Raw genomic sequence first — 18,652 nt, 5'->3', positions numbered from 1 at the left:
GCCGGGGGTTTAACGGCGCCCGCGGTGCAGCCTATTGGTCAGCCTTGGTCTGACCCATGATTTCCTGCGCCGTGAAATTGATGCCGCAGGTCGGGAAGGAGTTGCCGACGAAGAAATTGTCGGACTGGTCGGGGAAGAAATCCTGCCCGGCCTTGAAGTTCGGATCCTCGACGATCGCCAACGGCAGTTTGACCGATTGTGGCACGACATTGCCTTCAAGCGCGGCAATCGCCGTCTTGATGGCGACCGCCACCTGCGCCGGGCCAGTGCCGGCCGACGAGCATTTCAGCCCGTCAGCTGCATGGGCGGAGCAGAATTTGCGGAAGCCGTTCTCTGTTTCGCCGCCGAACGGTACAAACGGATGCTTGGCGTCGATCATCGCCTGTACGATGCCGGTGTCACCCCCCTGGCCGGTAATGCCGACGAACGGACCATTGGTGGCGATCGCGTCAGCCGTGACCTTCTGCGCTGTCGGATCATCCCACTTGCCGGCGACTTCGGTGACGTCCCATTTCTTGCCCGAAGCATCGAAGACCTCATGGATGCCATTGTGGCGGTCGGTATCGACCGACGTGCCAGCAACACCGCGCACCTCAAGTATCTTGCCGCCATCGGGTATATGGTCGACCAGCCATTTGCCCCAAAGTTCGCCGAGGCCCTTCTGATCGACATTGACGTTGATGGCGTCCTTGGTGTCGAGAATGTTGTCGAAAGCAACCAGCACGACACCGGCCTCCTTGGCGCGCTTGATGACCGGCGCGAAAGCGGTCGGGTTCTGCGCGTTGACGACAATGGCGTCATAGCCGGAATCGATGAAGTTGTTGATCGCCGAAATCTGCGCCGGCACATCCTCGCCGGTCGACACCACCTTGAATTCCTTCAACTTGGCGGCGACGTCCTTTTGCGCTGCGTAAGCCTTGGCGGTCTGGATCATCTGGATGCGCCAGGTGTTGGCGATGTAGCCGTTGGCGAGCGCGATCCGGTATGGGCCGTCCTTTTTGGGAAACTTGAAAAACTGCGTATCCGCGGCCCAGGGCGCGAAGCAATCCGGCTCCGCTGCCGGGCCCTTGACGATTTCAGGGCCCGCGGCAATCGCCGACGAGCTCAGCATGACGAATGCAGTGGCGGCAACGATGCCACCAACAAGTGACTTGATCATCGATATTCCTCCCAGTTGCAGTTCCGATTGTGGTTTTCGCTATGCGAAATTATTGACGCGATCGGGCCGGCACCTCCTTGCCTTGGCATACGCGTTTTAGTCGCCGGTGACGGCCGACCCAGTTCCTCCCCTTGTCACCGCCAGCCGGGCGGAAACTATCATATTATCCATAATAAACAAGAATTAGTTGTCGCTTATGTATAATAAACAGCCGCAACCCGCTGCGCGCCCATCTGCTCAGCGGAAAATGGTAGCGCTACCAAATTTTCCTGTAAACCGGCATTCGCACAGTCGCCTTTGTGTGTTTCAACGGGCGGTGCTTTCGCGGCGCTTGAGCTCGAAACCGAGATCGACGATCCGTTGCTCTGGCCTGTTGCCGGCGATCGTCGCCAGCGCCATGGCGACCGCACGCCGGCCGATCTCGTAGCGATGGGTGCGGATGCTGGTGATCGACGGAAACGCCACCTGCATCATGTCGAGGTCGTTGAAACCGACGATACCGATCGTCTTCGGCACCAAGATCGAGGTGCGATGACACTCGAACAACACGCCGAGCGCGATGTCGTCATTGTTGCAGAAGACAGCGTCGAGTGTCGGCACCTTGGCCAGTGCGTCGCGGAACATCTCGCGGCCGAGCGATACGCTGGACGGAACCGGCGTGGTGGTGACGAGGCGCGGGTCGAATAGCCCGGCCGCCTCCATCGCCGCGCGGTAGCCGGCAAGACGCCGCCGCGAGCGCGGATCCATGCGCGCTCCGATGAAGCCGATGCGGCGGTAACCGGCCTCGATCAGATGTTCGGTGGCCGTCCTGCCGCCTTCCAGATGCGAGAAGCCGACCATCATGTCGACTGGATCTGGCCCGGTTTCCATGACCTGCACCACCGGGCAGCCGGCGCTCTCCAGCAGCTTTCGCGAGGCCGGTGTCTGGTCGATGCCGGCGACGATCAGCGCTGCCGGCCGCTGCGAACCGAACAGCTGCAGCAGCCGCTCTTCCTCGAGGCCGGAATAATGGGTGTTGCCGAGTTGAATGCGGAAAGGGCTGGCCGACAGGCTGTCATAGATGCCGCGCACCACCTCGGCAAAGACGTTGTTGGTAAGCGACGGCACCAGGACGCCGAACACCTCGGCGCGCGCCGAGGCCAGCGCCCGCGCATTCGGGTCCGGCACATAGCCGAGTTCGTCGACGGCGGCCTGGATCTGGCGGCGCAGCTCTTCCGAGACACGCTCCGGCTCGCGCAGGGCGCGCGACACGGTGATGGCGCCGACCCCGGCCTTGCGCGCGACATCCGATATGGTCGGGCGGCCGCCACCACGGCGCGAGCGCGGCTTGATCACGGACGCGCTCGCTCGGGAATGCACCTGACAGGGCGCGGTCGCGATACAGTCGTTTTTGCTGTCACCATCCCGCCGGCCCGCTTTGCCGCACCCACTCGCCTTCTGGCGTCGCGCAGCCTGTTGTCCTTGTCAAGCAACGGCAACAATCCTGCCAGCCTTCAAGCCATCGCGGCGGCGCTGCGCCGTGCTTTCCAGAACAACAGTCCGATCGCCAGTATGTTCAGCAAATTCCAGGCGATGCCGTTGAGGAACGCCGCGGCATAGGAGCCGGTGAGGTCGTAGATCCAGCCCGACATCCAGCCACCGATCGCCATGCCGAAGATCGTCGCCATCATGACGATGCCGATGCGCTGCCCGGCCTCTTTGGCGGGCATGTAGTCGCGCACGATGATGGCATAGCAAGGCACGATGCCGCCTTGCGACAGGCCGAATACCAGCGACACCACATAGAGCGAGGCAAGCCCGTCGAACGGAATGTAGAACAGCAGCGACAGACCCTGCAGCACCGAACCGATCATGAGCGTTTTCATGCCGCCGATGCGATCGGCAATAAAGCCCGATGCCAACCGGCTGACGACGCCCCCCGCCATCATGATCGACAGCATGTCGGCGCCGTGTGTCACGCCGTAGCCGAGATCCATGCAATAGGCGACGATATGGACCTGCGGCATCGACATCGCCACGCAGCAGCCGAGGCCGGCGACGACCAGCAGCACCTGCAACGCCGCCGGCGACAGCGAGATCGGCTGCACTGACCGGCTTCCTGGCGAACCGGCGGCGGCTGCCGCCGGGGCCCCGCGCCGCAGCATCAGCACCAGCGGCACCATGGTCACCAGGCAGAAGATGCCGATGGCCGCATAGGTGAAACGCCAGCCCTCCGCCTTCATGAGTGTCGGCATGATGGTCGGCCAGAACGCCCCGGCAAGGTAATTGCCGGCGGCCGCCGCAGTCACCGCGACACCGCGCCGGCGGTTGAACCAATGCGAGATATCAGCGATCAGCGGCCCGAAGATCACCGACGTACCGACGCCGATCAGCAGCCCTTGGGCAAGGGTGAACTGCAGGATCGAGCTCGACAGCGCCGCAAGCAGCAGGCCGGCGGAGAGCGCAATCGAAGAGAGCAGCGCCGGGACCCAGTAGCCCATACGATCGATGGCGTGGCCGATCAGAACGTTGCCGGCGGCAAAGCCGACCATGGTCGCGGTGTAGGGCATGGACGCCGCGGCGCGGTCAACGCCGAACTCGGCCTGCACGGCGGGCAGCACCACGACAACCGCCCACATGCCGACGGCACCGATCGTCGCCAGCAGCATCGAGATGGCGAGCCGCATCCAGGCATAGGAGCTGTCGATGCCGGGGCTCGGCTGATTGCTGTCGGTTCGGGTCAATGCATTTCCTGTCGGCGCTCTCAGTTCGGCCGCCGTTTTGCGCCCAGTATCGGCCCATTCTCAAGCCGCAGCAGCGCCACAGCGGGCAAATCCGTGGCTCCAGAGCCAGGGGAAGTGGGAACCGATGCCAATGTGCGGAGTTTCCCGGCCAGCCCCCCGCACAAGGAGTCCTGCCGTGACCGCGAAGAAAAAATGGTCGGCCGACGTGACCGAGCACAGCGACGCGTTGGATCTCGAGGACCACGTCTTCGAATCCGACGACGCCAAGAAGATCGCCGCCTCGCTCAAGCGATCCGCCGAACACAGCCACCGGCGCAAGGCCGGACCGTTCCAGTCAGCCATGTCGATGCTGAACTTCTACATCAACCGCGCCGGCAAGAACCTGCCCGCCGAGCGCAGACAAGTACTTGAGGACGCCAAGGACGAGCTGCGCACCGCCTTTGGGCGTGAGAAAGACGATTAGCGGCGGCCGATAGGCCCTATCGGGCGCGGATGACGCCGTCGGTGTTCGCCAACAATTTGCGCACCGCGTTGCGCGCCGCATCCGGGCGCTGCAGCCGAATGTTCTTCTCGATTGCCTCATGCAGCTTCTGCGCATGATTGAGATCGTCGATCTCCCGCGTCGTATAGGCAAAGAGATGATCGAAGGCGGATTCGATCAGCACGCCGAGCGGCACCAGAAGGTCGTTGCCCGAGGCACGCAGGATGGCGAGGTGAAAACGGGTGTCGGCGCGGGTGCGATCCTGCAGGCTGGCCGCCTCGCCCATCTCCCGGCATGCCTGGCTGATCTCGGCCATCTGTTCGTCGGTCCGCCGCATCGCGGCAAAGGCGGTCGCCTCCGGCTCGATGATATGGCGGAACTCCTGCACGGTCTTCAGGAACACCTCGCGATCCGGCGACGTCGCGTACCAGGCCAGCACATCGCGATCGAGCAGGTTCCAGCGTTCCTTCGGCTCGACCCAGCTGCCGATCTTGGGGCGTGAGGCCAGCAGGCCCTTGGCCATCAGCATCTTGATCGCTTCACGCACCGCCGAGCGGCTGACGCTGAAGGTCTCCGACCATTTCGCTTCATTCGGCAGGATCGTGCCGGGCGGATAGTCGCCACGCACGATCCTGAGGCCGATCTCGCTGGCCAGCGAGGCATGAACGCTCGAGCCTGGAATGCGCGCCGCGTCGGGTCGGCGAACGCCGGCGGAACGCTCGATGGAAGCCGCTTTCGCTGGCGATTTTTCCTTGTTCGGCTTCGCGTCCCGCATGGGTTCCAGAAAGTCCGGATTGAGGGGTGCTGTCAAGCGCGGCAAGCGGCTTGGGCCGCAAAGCCGGGCGCTGTGCACAGATCAGCCCAGCTGCTCTCGTGAATCAGGGCGTCGTGACGTATTTGCGCCAGCTATGCTTCGGGCGGAAACCCAGCATCTCGCGCGCCTTGCGGTTGGACAGCAGCGTTTCATATTCGCCGAGTTCGGTTTTGACCGGCACGCCGGGGTAGAAACGCTTCAACAGTTCGGCGGTCGGCAGATCGGACGAGGTGTCATCGTTGGCGGCGTTGAACACCTGGTAGCCGAGGCCGTCCTTCTCGATGGCGCGCAGCGTTATCTGGCCGAGGTCGCGCGCATCGACATAGCTCCAGGCGATGCGCTTGCGGAAACCGGGATCGGCGAACCATTTCGGAAACAGCGAATATTCATGCGGCTCGATGACGTTGCCAATGCGCAAGGCGTAGATATCGGTGCCGTTGCGCTGTGCGAACGCGCGTGCCGTCTTCTCGTTGACGACCTTGGACAACGCATAGCTGTCCATCGGATCGACGTCGTATTCCTCGTCGAGCGGGAAATATTTGGGATCGCGCGGCTCGTTGGCGAAAACCAGGCCATAGGTCGTCTCGCTGGAGGCGATCACCACCTTGGGGATGCCGAGCTTTACCGCCGCCTCGATGACATTGTAGGTGCCGAGCGCATTGATACGGAACACCTCATTGTCGGTGGTGATCATGATGCGCGGAATGGCGGCGAAATGGACCACGGCATCGACCGGCTGCGGGCGCAGCGATGGGTCGAATTCATGCAGGCCCATGTAGCTCGACAGCGCGTTGAACACCTGCCCGCTGTCGGTGATGTCGGTGATCAGCGTGCGCACCTTGGGGTTGTCGAGCGGCTTGGTGTCGATGTTGAGCACCTGACAGCCCTGCTCCACCAGATACTGCACGACATGGCGTCCGGCCTTGCCGCTGCCGCCTGTGAACATGATCCGCTTCGCCATTTTGCTCTCCACATCCTCTGGGATTTATGTGTATTGTCAGACAATATCGCGATCCGCAACCGCCCTCGCCTGCAAAACGGCAGCGCCGATCATCAATCATTGCAACAGGACTTGAAGACATGAATACGACCGCCGCGAGCGAAAAGATCGGCTTCATCGGCCTTGGCCTGATGGGACACGGGATCGCCAAGAACATCGTCGACAAGGGCTACGCCCTGACATTTCTCGGCCGCAAGAACCGCAAGCCGGCGGAAGACCTGCTCGGTCGAGGTGCGAAGGAAGCATCGACCCCGCGCGATGTGGCGGCGGCATCGACAATCGTCTTCATCTGCGTCACCGGCTCACGCGAGGTCGAAGCCATCATTCGCGGCCCCGGCGGCCTCAAGGAGGGTTTGAAGAAAGGCTCGGTCGTGATCGATTGCTCGACCTCAGATCCTGTCTCGACGGTGGCACTGGCAGCGGAACTTAAGGCGCTCGGCATCGATTTTGTCGACGCGCCGCTGAGCCGCACGCCGAAGGAAGCCTGGGAAGGCACGCTCGACGCCATGGTCGGCGCGCCAGACGCCCTCTTTGCCAGGGTGAAACCGGTGATCGAAACCTGGGCCGGGCGCATCGTCCATATCGGCGACACCGGCGACGGCCACCGCATGAAACTGCTCAATAATTTCATCTCGCTCGGCTACGCCGCGATCTATTCCGAGGCATTGGCGCTGGCCGAGAAGGTCGGCATCTCGCCGCCGCGCTTCGACAGCGTCATTCGCAATGGCCGCATGGATTGCGGCTTTTACCAGACCTTCATGCGCTGGACGCTGGAGGGCGACCGCGACGCCCACAAATTCTCGATCGCCAACGCCTTCAAGGACCTGACCTATCTGGAATCGATGGCGGGGGCGGCCGGCATCGCCAATCCGCTCGGCAACGCCACCAAGAACTCCTTCGCCGGCGCCCATGCCACCGGCCCTGCCGAGCAATTCGTGCCGATGCTGGCGACGCATATCGGCAAGATCAACGGCGTCGACCTGATGCCGACCAAGGACGGCAAGAAGCAGACGATCTGAGCCGTCCAAAGGCGCCAGTCAGCGCCTTGACCGCCCGATCCCATCGTCGGTGTTTTCAAGCAGCTTGTGCACGGCACTGCGCGCGGCTACCGGACGTCGCAGGCGGATGTTCTTCTCGATCGCCTCATGCAGTTTCTGTGCCTGCCGCTGATCACCGACCTGCTGCGTTGTGAACGCGAAGAGATGGTCGAGCGCCGACTCGATCAGAACGCCGAGCGGCACCAAAAGGTCGTTGCCGGAGGCGCGCAGGATAGCGAGATGAAAGCGCGTGTCGGCGCGGATACGATCCTGCAGGCTCAGGGCCTCGTTCATGTCGCGGCAGGCCTGGCTGATCTCCTCCATCTGCTGTTCGCTGCGCCGCACGGCGGCAAAGGCCGACGCCTCGGGCTCGATGATGTGGCGGAACTCCTGTACGGTGCGCAGAAAAGCCTCGCGGTCAGGCGCGGTCGCGTACCAGGCCAGCACGTCACGGTCGAGCAGGTTCCAGCGCTCCTTCGGCTCGACCCAGCTGCCGATCTTGGGGCGCGATGCCAACAGGCTTTTCGCCATCAGCATCTTGATGGCTTCGCGCACCGCCGAACGGCTGACATTGAAGATCTCGGCCCATTTGGCCTCATTGGGCAGGATAGTGCCGGGCGGATAGTCACCGCGCACGATCCGCAAGCCAATCTCGCCGGCCAGCGAGACATGCACGCTCGCCCCTGCGAAGTGCGCCGCACCACCCGTTCGCATGACGGCCGTACGGCGTCTGGCTTGTGCCTTGGTCCGATCGGCTCGCTCTTTTGACTTCTCGTCCGGCATCCACGTTCCAATGCGTCGGCTGTCTGACGTCCGGACTGGCCCGAACCTGCACGGTGCGCCGATCTTGCCGAAAAATCCAAACTATGGACGCGCCAAAGCCGGCGCCTGTCGCCCCAACCATTGCGTCCAATTCAGGAAGTGACGGGGCGCCCGTTGCCAAGCGCCCCGAATCGAAAACCTACTTCTGGATGCAGGTGTCGACAGTATCCTTGGTGCATTCGTCGAGGCCGGTGAACACCGGATCGGCGACGGCCTTGCCTTCGATGAGGTCGATCATCACCGACGGCGCCTTGTAGCCCATTTCGAACGGCCGCTGACCGACCAGCGCGGTCACGAGGCCGTCACGGGCGATCGCCACCTCGTCGCCGATCGTGTCGGCGGCACCGATGACGAAGTCGTTGCTGGCTATCCGGTCCTTGAGCGGTCCGAACAGATCGCGATAGGGCTGCGGCGCGCCGAACAGCGGCCAGCCGCCCATGATGCCGAAGGCGTCGAGCTTGGGGTTGGCGGCGAGGATGTCGGTCATCGCCTGTACGCCCTTGGCGCCGTCGTCATTGGTGAACACCGGGCAGCCTGCAACTTCGGTCCAGCCACCGTCACCGGCAAGTGCGGCGAGGCCGTCCTTGCCCGAAAGCGCATCACGCATGCCCTGGGCACGACGCAGGATGTTGTCGGCAGCCGGGTTGCCTTCAATGGTGCAGATCGTACCACCATTCGGCTTGCCCTTCTTGATGTACTCGCCGATCTTCTTGCCCATCAGATAGTTGTCGGTGCCGAGATAGGTCTTGCGAAGTGCTGCATCTTCCTTGCTGAGATCCGCATCGACGGTCATGATCGGGATCGTCGGGTTGGCGGTCTTGATCGTCTGCGCGATCAGTGGCGCGTTGGACGGCGAAATTGCCATCGCCACCGTGTCGGCCTTGCTCAGCATGTCCTGGACGATCTGCGCCTCGCCGGCTTCATCGGAAGTCGACGCCGGACCGGTGTAGAAGCACTCATATTCCGAGCTGGCGTTTTCCTTGTTCCATTTCTCGCAGCCCTGGTGAATGGCTTCGAAGAACGGATTGTCGAGACCTTTCACGACAATGACGAGCTGTTTCTTGGCCAAAGCCGGCCCGGCGCCAAGCGCCATGGCGGCGACGGCGGCGAGCAAAAGTGTTTTCCTCATGTCAGTCCTCCCTTGGAAACAGACGGGCACGGCGTGCCCGCCACACAGATCGACCGGATGCGTGCTGACAGAGGGTCGTTGTGCGAGCGCTCATGTCATACGCCAGGCCGATAAGTATTTTCATCTCGGTCGGCCAGATCGAAAACTGACTGGCAACGACCGACAATCCTCCGATGATCCCGCGCGGCAGGCCGGCATGGGATCGGTATATTAAATTTAGTCCTCCGATGCTCAGCTAATCTCGGCTCGCGGCCAACGTCAATGCCATTTGTCCTACAAAACTGATTTTTCGAAAGATTCAACCCCGTCCCGCAAGAGCCTCCGGCCGCATTTCCATGACTATCGCCAATTCTTATTCGTCTGACAATTGACGCCTACGCAGGCATTCGCGTAGATGCACGTCAGCGCTGTTTCCGGGAGGAGCTGGAAAAGCGTGGCGAAAGCTGCGCCCGGTCCACCGGAAAAGCAGGCAAGGCACGGGGAGGTTAAGGCTGGTGGCGGTTCTCGAACTCACCAACATCTCAAGGCATTTCGGCGCCATCCAGGCGGTCAACGACGTGTCGTTGTCGATCGAGCCCGGACAGGTGGTCGGCCTGATGGGCGACAACGGCGCCGGCAAGTCGACGCTGGTCAAGATGATCGCCGGCAATTTCCGCCCGAGCCATGGCACCATGCGAATGGACGGCAAGGAGTTGATCCTGCACAAGCCGGCGGAAGCCCGCCAGCACGGCATCGAGATCGTCCACCAGGATCTGGCGCTCTGCAACAATCTGACCGCGGCGGCGAATGTCTATCTCGGCCGCGAATTGCGCCGCGGCCTAGGGCCGCTCCGCATCCTCGATTATGCGACGATGTACAAGCGCGCAGGCCAGCTCTTCGCCGAATTGAAGTCCGAGACCCGTCCGCGCGACCTCGTCAAGCAGATGTCGGGTGGCCAGCGCCAGGCGGTGGCGATTGCCCGCACCATGCTGTCGCAGGCCAAGATCGTGCTGATGGACGAACCGACGGCCGCAATCTCGGTCCGCCAGGTCGCCGAGGTGCTGAACCTGATCCGCCATTTGCGCGACCAGGGCATCGCCGTGGTGCTGATCAGTCACCGCATGCCCGATGTCTTCACCGTCGCCGACCGCGTCATCGTCATGCGACGCGGCCGCAAGGTCGCCGACAAGACGATTGCGTCGAGTTCGCCCGAGGAAGTCACCGGGCTGATCACCGGCGCCATCGAACAGGTTTGATTTCAAGCTTTTCACTATGACAGCAAATGAAGGTCGATGATGGCACTGACAATTGACCAGCCGATCGAGCACAAGCAGCAATCCTTGCCGGCAAGGTTGTTTGCCAGCCAGACTTTCTGGGTGGTGATCTCCGTCATCCTTGCGTGCGTGTTCCTATCGTTTGCCACCGACGCCTTCGCCACGTCGAAAAACCTCTACAACATCACCCGCAACATCACCTTCGTCGCCATCATCGCGCTCGGCATGACCTTCGTCATCATCACCGGCGGCATCGACCTGTCGGTCGGCTCGGTGCTTTGCCTGTCGTCGATGATTTTGGCCGTCACTATGCATGCCGGCTACTCGATCGAGGTCGGCATTCTGGCCTCTATCGCAACCGCGCTCGCCATCGGCGCCTTCAACGGCATCCTGATCGCCTATCTTGGCTTTCCACCATTCGTGGTAACGCTCGGTGTGCTGTCGATCGCCCGCAGCCTGGCGATGGTCGCCTCCAACAACACCGTCGTCTTCCAGTTCGGGCCAGACCACGCCAAACTGCTGGCATTGGGCGGCGGCGCCTGGGTGTTCGGCATCGCCAATCCGGTTCTCTACATGATCCTTCTGGCGCTGATCACCGGCTTCATCCTGCGCTGGACCAAGTTCGGCCGCCACATCTTCGCCATTGGCGGCAATGAGCATGCGGCGACACTGACCGGCGTGCCGGTGCGCAAGATCAAGGTTGCCGTCTACATGATCTCGGCGCTGTCGGCAGGCATTGCCGGCATCATCCAGACCGGCTGGCTGGGCGCCGTCACCACCAATCTCGGCACCGGCATGGAGTTGCAGGTGATCGCCGCCACTGTCATCGGCGGCGCCAATCTGGCTGGTGGCGTCGGCACCGCCTTCGGCGCCATCGTCGGCGCGGCCCTGATCGAAGTGATCCGCAACAGTCTTGGCCTCCTCGGCATCAATGCCTTCTGGCAAGGCGTGTTCATCGGAGGCGCCATCCTGCTGGCGGTGCTGTTCGACCGCATCCGCAATTTCCGCCGCAGCGATTAAGACAATGACCCCGAAAAGTGGAAACCGGTTTTCTCGGACAAACGGAACCGGTTGCCCAGAGATCATGGTCATACGACAAAACAGTCTGTGACAAACGCCCTGTTCAGCCTCGATGGGCGGCTTGCGCTGACGGCTTCGGTTTAAGAGGGCGTTCTTCCCTTCTCCCCTTGTGGGTCCCACAAGGGAGAAGGGGAAACCTATCGCTCAGTCTGAAAATCCGCCCGCATCAGCCGTCCTCCACGATCGCCGCGGACTCCCGCCTTGACGCGGCCCCGAACTCAGCAGCACTATCCCGGCGCAGGCGAAGGGAGGCCAGTCGTCTGCGGGAGGATATACCCATGACGGAAGCGATCAGGCTCTACTGGGGCCGGTTCGGACATGTTTCTGTCCTCAATGTCGCAAGCGACTTCGTCACCCATGCCCATGTCGAGGCGCATCTGATCATCTGGCTGGAAGGCACGGCCGGGGAGATGACCATCGGCCGAGAGACCGTACGGCTTGGCCCCTGCACCGCCGCCGGCATCAACTCCTTCCAGCCGCACAGCCATGTTCTGTCGCAAAACAGGACGCCCGGTCTGTTTCTCGCCTTCTACATCGATCCGGATTGGGCGCGGCGCCGCCGCGACCTGCCCTCGTCCGCGCCACTGTTTTCACAAGCCGCGATCACGCTCGAACCTTGGCTGCATCAGGCCGCCGCCAATCTGCTCGACCATCTCAGCGATAATGAGAGCATCGACGACATCGCCAACTACGAGATCGAGCGTTTCATCGACTCGGTGCTCGATGCCGCCGACGCCTCGGCGCCGCAGGAGGTGCGTGTCCGCATCAACACCATGCAGGACTTCCGGGTCCGCAAGGCGATCCAGTTGATGAAAGCCAATGTCTGCGAGCGCATTTGCTTCGACGAGGTGGCGCGCAGTGTCGGACTGTCGCGGCCGCATTTCTTCGCTCTGTTCAAGGAACAGACCAATCTGACGCCCAACGTCTACTGGAACACGCTGCGCATGGAGGAAGCGGTGCGGCAGCTGCAATGGTCGCAGGAGCCGCTGATCTCGGTCGCGTGCAATCTCGGCTTCACCACGCAGGGCAATTTCTCGCGCTTCTTCCGCGACCATGTCGGCGTGCCGCCGACGGTCTATCGTGAGGCCGCGCGAGCCATCGCCTGAACCAGCGGCCCCGCCACCCTTTTTCAGACTCCTTGATACGCACTCAAGACGCATTGATAAGCGTCGCTAGACCTGCCGCCCTACCCTTGCACCGGATCGCATTTGCAAGGGAACATTAGATATGGCGAAAGTCACCATCTCCAGCGTCATCGACGCGCCGGTCGAAAAAGTCTGGGCGCGCATACGCGATTTCAACGGATTGCCAAGCTGGCATCCGCGCATGGTCGAAAGCCATATCGAGGACGGCAAGGACGCTTCGACGATAGGCAGCGTGCGCAATTTTCAGCTCATCAGCGGCGCGCGCCTGCGCGAAAAGCTGCTCGACTTCTCCGACCGGGATTTCCTCGTCAGCTATTCTATCCTCGAGACGCCGCAGCCGCTCACCAACCACAAGGCGACGCTGCAATTGCGGCGGGTGACCGATGGCGACCGTACCTATGCCGAATGGACCGCCAGCTTCGACGCAGCACCCGAAGAAGCCGACAAGCTGGCCGAGGGCATGGGCGCCAATGTCTTCCAGGGCGGCTTCAATGCCCTGAAGAGCCACTTCGCCGGCCAGAGCTGACAGGAGCCAAACCATGGCGCTAGCACTGCAGACCTTTGCAACGGTGAAGGACGCCAACGCAGCACTGAAAGCCGCTGGCACGCGCTATCTCGGTGGCGGCACACTCGTGATCCGCGCGGCTAACGAGGGCGATGTTTCGGTCTCCGGCTTTGTCAGGTCGACCGAGCCGTCTCTGTCCACCATCGCGGTTGCCGGCGGCAAGGTCCGCATCGGCGCTTCGGTGACCATGGCGGCGATCGCCCGCCATGCGGACCTCGCCGCCCTTGCCAAGGCCGCCCGCGCCGTTGGTGGCCCTGCGGTCCGCAACATGGCGACCGTCGGCGGCAATCTGTTCGCGCCGGCTCCCTATGGCGATTTCGCCGTTGCCCTTTTGGCGCTCGACGCCATTGTCGGCACCGATGACGGCGAAACGCCAATCGAGACCTTCCTGGCCAGTCGGGGCGGCAGCGCCATCGTCACTTCCGTGAGCTTCGCGCTTCCGAAAGCCGACAGTTTCCGTTTCCTGAAAGTGTCGCGGGTCAAGCCCAAGGGCGTCTCGGTGCTCAGCATCGCCAGCGTTCTGGAACTGGCGCCGGATGGCACCGTGTCTTCGGCGCGGATTGCACTGGGCTGCATGGCCGACCGGCCAATGCGCGCCAAAGCGGCCGAAAAAGCCCTGATCGGCCGAAGCCTGACCAAGGACGGCATCGCGCCGGCCTTGGCAGCAGTCAACGACGGCACTTTGCCGGCAACCGATCCGATTGCCAGCGCCTGGTACCGCAACGAAGTGCTGCCGGTCCATCTCGGCCGGCTGCTGCTCAGCTAATAACCTGTCGGGGGCGCGCGCTTGCCCTGCGGGGCAGGCGCGCTGGGAGGAAAAACATGGCGAAGGTCCCGGTTCAGTTCACGCTCAACGGCTCGGAGAAGGCCGAATTCATCGACAGCGGCACGACGCTGCTGCACGCCTTGCGCGACAAGATCGGCGACACCTCGCCGAAAGGCGGTTGCCATCAAGGCACCTGCGGCGCCTGCTCGGTCATCATCGACGGCGAACTCAGGCTCTCCTGCCTGACGCTGGCCGAGACCTGCGATGGCGCCGCCATCACCACCACGGCGGGGCTTTCGGAAGCTGGCGTGCTGCACCCGCTGCAGCGCGCCTTTCTGGAGGCCTTCGCCACGCAATGCGGCTTCTGCACGCCTGGCATGATCATGGCCGCCAAGGTGCTGCTCGACCACACCCCGAACCCCAGCCGCGACGAGGTGGTCGAGGCGCTGTCGGGCAACATCTGCCGCTGCACCGGCTACGAGCCGATCATCCAGGCGGTGCTGACCGCCGCGCGGTCCAACTCTCAGAACGCGGCCTAGAGCCGGATGATTTCAGGTCGATTCGACCTGAAATCTGAATCCGCCTCTAAATCAAAGAGATAGAGCATGATGTCGTCCGAAAACCGCTTCACACCTTTCGGCATCATGCTCTGAGGGAACAAAAGAATGGAACTGCGCAAGAACTACTTCGCCGATGTCCGCAAGGACGATCTGCATGAGATCGGCCAGCCAAGGCCGCGCTCGGATTCGCCCGGCCATGTCACCGGCAAGACCGCCTTTTTCGCCGACCGCAATTTCCCGGGCATGCTGCATCTGAAGATGGTGCGCAGCCCCCATCACCATGCCCGCATCCGCTCGATCGACGCGTCGGAAGCCGAGAGGCATCCGGGCGTCGTCAGAGTGCTGACCGCCAAGGATGTGCCGCACAATGTCTATACCATTCTCATCCTGATCCAGATCGGGCCGGAGGATGAAACCGTTCTGGCCGACGGCAAGGTGCGCTGGAAGGGCGAGGCCGTGGTCGCCGTGCTGGCAGAGACCGAGCGCGCAGCGCAAGAGGCTGTCGCCAAGGTCAACGTCGACTATGAGGTTCTGCCGGCCGTCTTCGACATGGAGGAGGCGCTGAAGCCCGGCGCGCCGCTGGTCAATGAGTACCACGGCCAGAATTACTACCTCTATGACAGCGGCGAGTGCCGCAAGGTGCGCTTCGGCGACGTCGAGGCGGGCTTCGCCGGCGCCGATCACGTGCTGGAGCAGAGCTATCAGTCCTCGCCGATCGAACACGCGCCCACCGAAACGACGGGCTGCGTGGTGGTACCCGAGGGCAATGACCGCTTCACCTGCTACACCAACACGCAGGCGATGTTCTTCACCCTCGACAACACATCGATCATCCTGCAGATGCCGGGCAGCAAATTGCATTTCGTCGGCGGCACCGTTGGCGGCGGCTTTGGCGGCAAGGTCGACGTCATCGTCGAGCCGATCGCCATCCTCGGCGCCAAGCTAACAGGACGACCAGTCTGTTTTATTTACAGCCGCGAAGAGGAGATGCAGATATCGTCACCTCGCGCCGCTGAAAAGGTCGTCATCAAGGACGGCGTCATGAAGGACGGCCGCATCGTCGCCCGCAAGGTCACCGGCTACACTGACGCCGGCGCATATTCGCGCCACTCGCCCTATGGCGCGCAGAAGGGTGCGGGGCACTATCCCGGTCCCTACACCATCCCCAATGTCTGGATCGACACCTACTGCGTCTACACCAACCGCACGCCCTCTTCCGCCATGCGCGGCTTCGGCGTCACCATCGGCGACTTCGCGCTAGAGGTGCAGATGGACAAGCTGGCGCGGCTGATCGGCATGGATCCGCTCGAATTCTGCTTCATCAACGCCTATCGCGACGGCGACATGAAGGCGCACCGCCAGCCGACCGAGGGCGCGGCGCTGATCGAATGCATGCAGGAAGCCTCGCGCGCCGCCAACTGGCCGGTGGCGGAGAAATTCATGGCCATGTCCTCCTACGTGAAGGGAGCTTGAGATGGCGATCAGGCGCGGACGCGGCGTCGCCGCGATCAATTATCCGACCGGTATGAACCTCGGCGGCGACCCGACGCAGGCGCTGGTGCATTCGACACCGACCGGCAATTTCATGGTGACGCTGTCCTCCGTCGATCTCGGCCAGGGCATGAAGCAGATCATGGCGCAGATCTGCGCCGAGACGATTGGCGTGCCGACCGACCGTGTCGTCGTCGACACCGCCGACACCGACACCGGCCCGCACTGCATGGGCACATTCGCCTCGCGCGGCACCCACCGCGCCGGCAACGCCGTCATCCAGGCAGCCAGGGAAGCCCGCCAGGTGATGCTGGAAGTGGCGGCCGAGGAGCTGGAGGTCAATGCCGCCGATCTCGAGACCGACGGCCAGGGCAACATCCTGGTCAAGGGCGCGCCGCAGAAATCGATCTCGATCTTCGATGTCGCGCTGTCGGCGCATTTCAAGCGCGGCCGCTCGATTTCCGGCCGCGGCATGTTCCTGATCCCGCGCTCCTATCCGGAGAAGGAGACTGGCGCGATGAAGCCGTCGACCTGCTACGCGCATGCCTGCACCGTGGCCGAGGTCGAGGTCGATGACGAGACCGGCGAAGTCACCGTGCTGACAGTGAAGAACGTCTTCGAGATCGGCCGCGCGCTGAACCCGAAAATGGTCGAGCAGCAATTAGTCGGCGGCTCCTGGATGGGCATCAGCCACGCGCTCTACGAAACCACCGAGCCCTACTATCCCAACCGCGACCATGGCGGCACCGACTTCAACCAGTATCTGATGCCCGGCCCCGGCGATCTTGCCGAGACCGAGATCATCGTGCTGGAGCGACCCTCGGCAGACGGGCCATACGGTGCCAAGGGGCCGGGCGAAATGTGCGCCAACCCGCAGATCCCGGCCGTCGCCAATGCCGTCTTCGATGCCGTCGGTGTGCGCATCGACACGTTGCCGATCACGCCGGAGCGCATCTTGCGCGCGCTGAAGGCGCAAGCGGCGAACTGAGGGCCGAAATGACCGGAACAAGCGCCGAGACTGTCGCGACCTCGCCGGAGGTGGTGGCGCAGCATCTGGCCGCCTCGCGCTATCTGGCGAATGACAGCCTTTCGACCGCCATCTTCCTGGCGATCCGGCTGGGCAAGCCGCTGCTGCTCGAAGGCGCACCCGGCGTCGGCAAAACGGAAGCGGCCAAGGCGATCGCCGCGCTGCTCGGCCGCGATCTGGTGCGGCTGCAATGCTACGAAGGCATCGACGCCGCGCATGCGCTCTACGAGTGGAACTACCAGCGCCAGCTGCTCGCCATCCGCCATGCCGGCGAGCATGAGATCGACATCTATGACGACCGTTTCCTGATCGCGCGGCCGCTGCTGCAGGTGCTGAAGGCGCCGGAGCAGCGCATACTGCTGGTCGATGAGATCGACCGTTCCGACCACGAATTTGAAGCACTGCTTTTGGAATTCCTCTCCGATTTCCAGATCAGCATTCCCGAGCGCGGCACCATCCGCGCCACCGCGCAGCCGATCGTCATCCTGACCTCGAACCGCACCCGTGAACTCGCCGAGGCGCTGCGCCGGCGCTGCGTCTATCACTGGATCGGCTATCCCGACGCCGAGCGCGAGGCCGCCATCATCATGCTGCGCGCCGGCGATGTGGCCGAGGCAACGGCGCGCGCGGTGGCCGCAGCCGTGCAGACCATCCGCGCCCGCCCGCTCGCCAAGCCGCCAGGCATCGCCGAAGCGGTCGAATGGGCCAACGCCGCCACCATCCTGGAAAAAGGCGGCAGCCCATGGCCGGAAGCCTTCCGCCGCGCCATCGGCGTGCTGATCAAGGACGAGGAGGATCTCTCCTACATCGCGCCCGAGCTTGGCCGCATTGTCGAGGAGGCGCTGGCGTGATGCGCGACGTCAACGACCCCTTCGCCCCGTTCCTTCCGGAACGCTGGCGGGACAGCGCCCCCCTCTGTCCTGCCGGACATCTCCCCCTCGAGGGGCAGGGCTATCGCATATGAGTAAAGAGGCTAAGCAGGTTTTGATCGGCCCATCGTGCCTTGAGTCGTTTGTGGCTGAGCGGGATGTTTTCAAGATCGGCTCTGAGAACATTGAGAGTGAGGCGGCGAAGTATGGCGTGATTGGCGGCGGTATTGTTCTTGCGGCCTCTGATTTGATCTTCGCCGAGCAAAACGTCGAGTTGCCAGTGCAGGTCATTCTCGATGCTCCAGTGGCGGCGTACTGTGGCGAGCAGTTCGTGTGCCGGCATTTTGCGCGACAGCGCATAGCAGCGGACCTTGTGCGTGGTCTTGCCATCGACGGTGCGCCAGCTTTCGACACGGCCGACGGCGCAAAGGTCGACGAGTGCATTCTTGCCCGGCGGCTGCACAAAGGGAATGACGAAGGCACGCCGCACCTCGTGACGGCCATGGGCATCCTCCTTGGTCTGATGGAACTTGGTTGCTTTGCCCGCCGCTGCCTTGTCGAGTGCGGTGTTGGCTTCGGCGGCCAGCTTCGACTGGTTGGCCTTGATGGCGATCGCGTAGTGGCCGCCACCGTCGCGGATGGTCTGGGTCATGCGGCGATGGCAGTGCAAGGCGTCGGCGGTGACGGTCAATCCCTTGAGCGACAACAATTCGAGCGCCGCGATCGCGGCC

19 protein-coding genes are annotated in these 18,652 nt (G+C 62.9%); 11 read left to right on the top strand and 8 right to left on the bottom strand.

What is annotated here, in order from left to right; translation table 11 throughout:
• Positions 1 to 31 precede the first annotated feature (31 nt).
• The 3 genes from NKH57_RS04365 to NKH57_RS04355 form a co-directional block, all read right to left on the bottom strand.
• Entirely contained in the window at positions 32 to 1,159 is a 1,128-nt protein-coding gene (locus tag NKH57_RS04365) for a sugar ABC transporter substrate-binding protein (protein ID WP_352831676.1), read from the bottom strand.
• Between the two features lie 306 nt (positions 1,160 to 1,465).
• A complete protein-coding gene (gntR, locus tag NKH57_RS04360; protein ID WP_352942050.1) occupies positions 1,466 to 2,494 on the bottom strand; it encodes an HTH-type transcriptional regulator GntR in 1,029 nt (342 codons plus the stop codon).
• Between the two features lie 158 nt (positions 2,495 to 2,652).
• Positions 2,653 to 3,882, bottom strand: a complete 1,230-nt coding sequence (locus NKH57_RS04355) for an MFS transporter (RefSeq protein ID WP_352942048.1) — start codon at positions 3,880 to 3,882, stop codon at positions 2,653 to 2,655.
• 124 nt (positions 3,883 to 4,006) lie between these two features.
• Between NKH57_RS04355 and NKH57_RS04350 the strand changes: the two genes are divergently transcribed.
• A complete protein-coding gene (locus NKH57_RS04350; protein WP_352942045.1) occupies positions 4,007 to 4,345 on the top strand; it encodes a DUF3175 domain-containing protein in 339 nt (112 codons plus the stop codon).
• A gap of 16 nt (positions 4,346 to 4,361) precedes the next feature.
• Here the strand turns inward: NKH57_RS04350 and NKH57_RS04345 are convergent, their stop codons facing one another.
• Both NKH57_RS04345 and NKH57_RS04340 read right to left on the bottom strand, forming a co-directional pair.
• Positions 4,362 to 5,138: a FadR/GntR family transcriptional regulator gene (locus NKH57_RS04345; protein WP_352942043.1), complete on the bottom strand. Its 777-nt coding sequence runs from the start codon at positions 5,136 to 5,138 to the stop codon at positions 4,362 to 4,364.
• Positions 5,139 to 5,241: 103 nt separating this feature from the next.
• Positions 5,242 to 6,138: an NAD-dependent epimerase/dehydratase family protein gene (locus NKH57_RS04340; RefSeq protein WP_352942040.1), complete on the bottom strand. Its 897-nt coding sequence runs from the start codon at positions 6,136 to 6,138 to the stop codon at positions 5,242 to 5,244.
• A gap of 119 nt (positions 6,139 to 6,257) precedes the next feature.
• On the opposite strand from NKH57_RS04340, the gene NKH57_RS04335 reads away from it, so the two are divergent.
• Complete coding sequence (locus NKH57_RS04335) at positions 6,258 to 7,196, top strand: NAD(P)-dependent oxidoreductase (protein ID WP_352942038.1); 939 nt, start codon at positions 6,258 to 6,260, stop codon at positions 7,194 to 7,196.
• Positions 7,197 to 7,214: 18 nt separating this feature from the next.
• On the opposite strand, the gene NKH57_RS04330 is transcribed toward NKH57_RS04335, so the two are convergent.
• Both NKH57_RS04330 and NKH57_RS04325 read right to left on the bottom strand, forming a co-directional pair.
• A complete protein-coding gene (locus NKH57_RS04330) occupies positions 7,215 to 7,997 on the bottom strand; it encodes a FadR/GntR family transcriptional regulator (protein WP_352942036.1) in 783 nt (260 codons plus the stop codon).
• Positions 7,998 to 8,175: 178 nt separating this feature from the next.
• Entirely contained in the window at positions 8,176 to 9,165 is a 990-nt protein-coding gene (locus NKH57_RS04325; protein ID WP_352942034.1) for a sugar-binding protein, read from the bottom strand.
• Between the two features lie 494 nt (positions 9,166 to 9,659).
• Between NKH57_RS04325 and NKH57_RS04320 the strand changes: the two genes are divergently transcribed.
• From NKH57_RS04320 to NKH57_RS04280, 9 genes are all read left to right on the top strand, one after another.
• The gene (locus NKH57_RS04320) at positions 9,660 to 10,400 is read left to right on the top strand and encodes an ATP-binding cassette domain-containing protein (protein ID WP_352486338.1); all 741 of its coding nucleotides are present in this window, start codon (positions 9,660 to 9,662) and stop codon (positions 10,398 to 10,400) included.
• A gap of 39 nt (positions 10,401 to 10,439) precedes the next feature.
• Positions 10,440 to 11,438 carry an ABC transporter permease gene (locus tag NKH57_RS04315; RefSeq protein WP_023756906.1) on the top strand — a complete coding sequence of 333 codons (999 nt, stop codon included), beginning with the start codon at positions 10,440 to 10,442 and terminating at the stop codon, positions 11,436 to 11,438.
• A 338-nt stretch (positions 11,439 to 11,776) separates the two neighbouring features.
• The gene (locus tag NKH57_RS04310) at positions 11,777 to 12,604 is read left to right on the top strand and encodes a helix-turn-helix domain-containing protein (RefSeq protein ID WP_352729053.1); all 828 of its coding nucleotides are present in this window, start codon (positions 11,777 to 11,779) and stop codon (positions 12,602 to 12,604) included.
• 121 nt (positions 12,605 to 12,725) lie between these two features.
• Entirely contained in the window at positions 12,726 to 13,169 is a 444-nt protein-coding gene (locus NKH57_RS04305) for an SRPBCC family protein (RefSeq protein ID WP_023756904.1), read from the top strand.
• A 13-nt stretch (positions 13,170 to 13,182) separates the two neighbouring features.
• A complete protein-coding gene (locus NKH57_RS04300; protein WP_352942030.1) occupies positions 13,183 to 13,974 on the top strand; it encodes an FAD binding domain-containing protein in 792 nt (263 codons plus the stop codon).
• A gap of 56 nt (positions 13,975 to 14,030) precedes the next feature.
• Positions 14,031 to 14,513 (top strand): (2Fe-2S)-binding protein, encoded by a 483-nt coding sequence (locus NKH57_RS04295; RefSeq protein ID WP_352942027.1) that lies wholly within the window; start codon positions 14,031 to 14,033, stop codon positions 14,511 to 14,513.
• Positions 14,514 to 14,639: 126 nt separating this feature from the next.
• Positions 14,640 to 16,007: a xanthine dehydrogenase family protein molybdopterin-binding subunit gene (locus NKH57_RS04290; protein ID WP_352942025.1), complete on the top strand. Its 1,368-nt coding sequence runs from the start codon at positions 14,640 to 14,642 to the stop codon at positions 16,005 to 16,007.
• A gap of 1 nt (position 16,008) precedes the next feature.
• The gene (locus NKH57_RS04285) at positions 16,009 to 17,013 is read left to right on the top strand and encodes a xanthine dehydrogenase family protein molybdopterin-binding subunit (protein ID WP_352942023.1); all 1,005 of its coding nucleotides are present in this window, start codon (positions 16,009 to 16,011) and stop codon (positions 17,011 to 17,013) included.
• Positions 17,014 to 17,021: 8 nt separating this feature from the next.
• Positions 17,022 to 17,903: an AAA family ATPase gene (locus tag NKH57_RS04280; RefSeq protein ID WP_352942020.1), complete on the top strand. Its 882-nt coding sequence runs from the start codon at positions 17,022 to 17,024 to the stop codon at positions 17,901 to 17,903.
• A 100-nt stretch (positions 17,904 to 18,003) separates the two neighbouring features.
• Here NKH57_RS04280 and NKH57_RS04275 read toward each other — a convergent pair.
• Positions 18,004 to 18,652 (bottom strand): ISAs1 family transposase (locus NKH57_RS04275; RefSeq protein ID WP_352942018.1); only part of this gene is annotated, 649 nt, incomplete at its 5' end.

Source organism: Mesorhizobium sp. M1050 (assembly GCF_040318715.1).
Classification (GTDB): Bacteria; Pseudomonadota; Alphaproteobacteria; order Rhizobiales; family Rhizobiaceae; genus Mesorhizobium.
The sequence above is the reverse complement of the archived record's forward strand: the minus strand, read 5'-3'. Positions and strand labels throughout refer to the sequence as shown.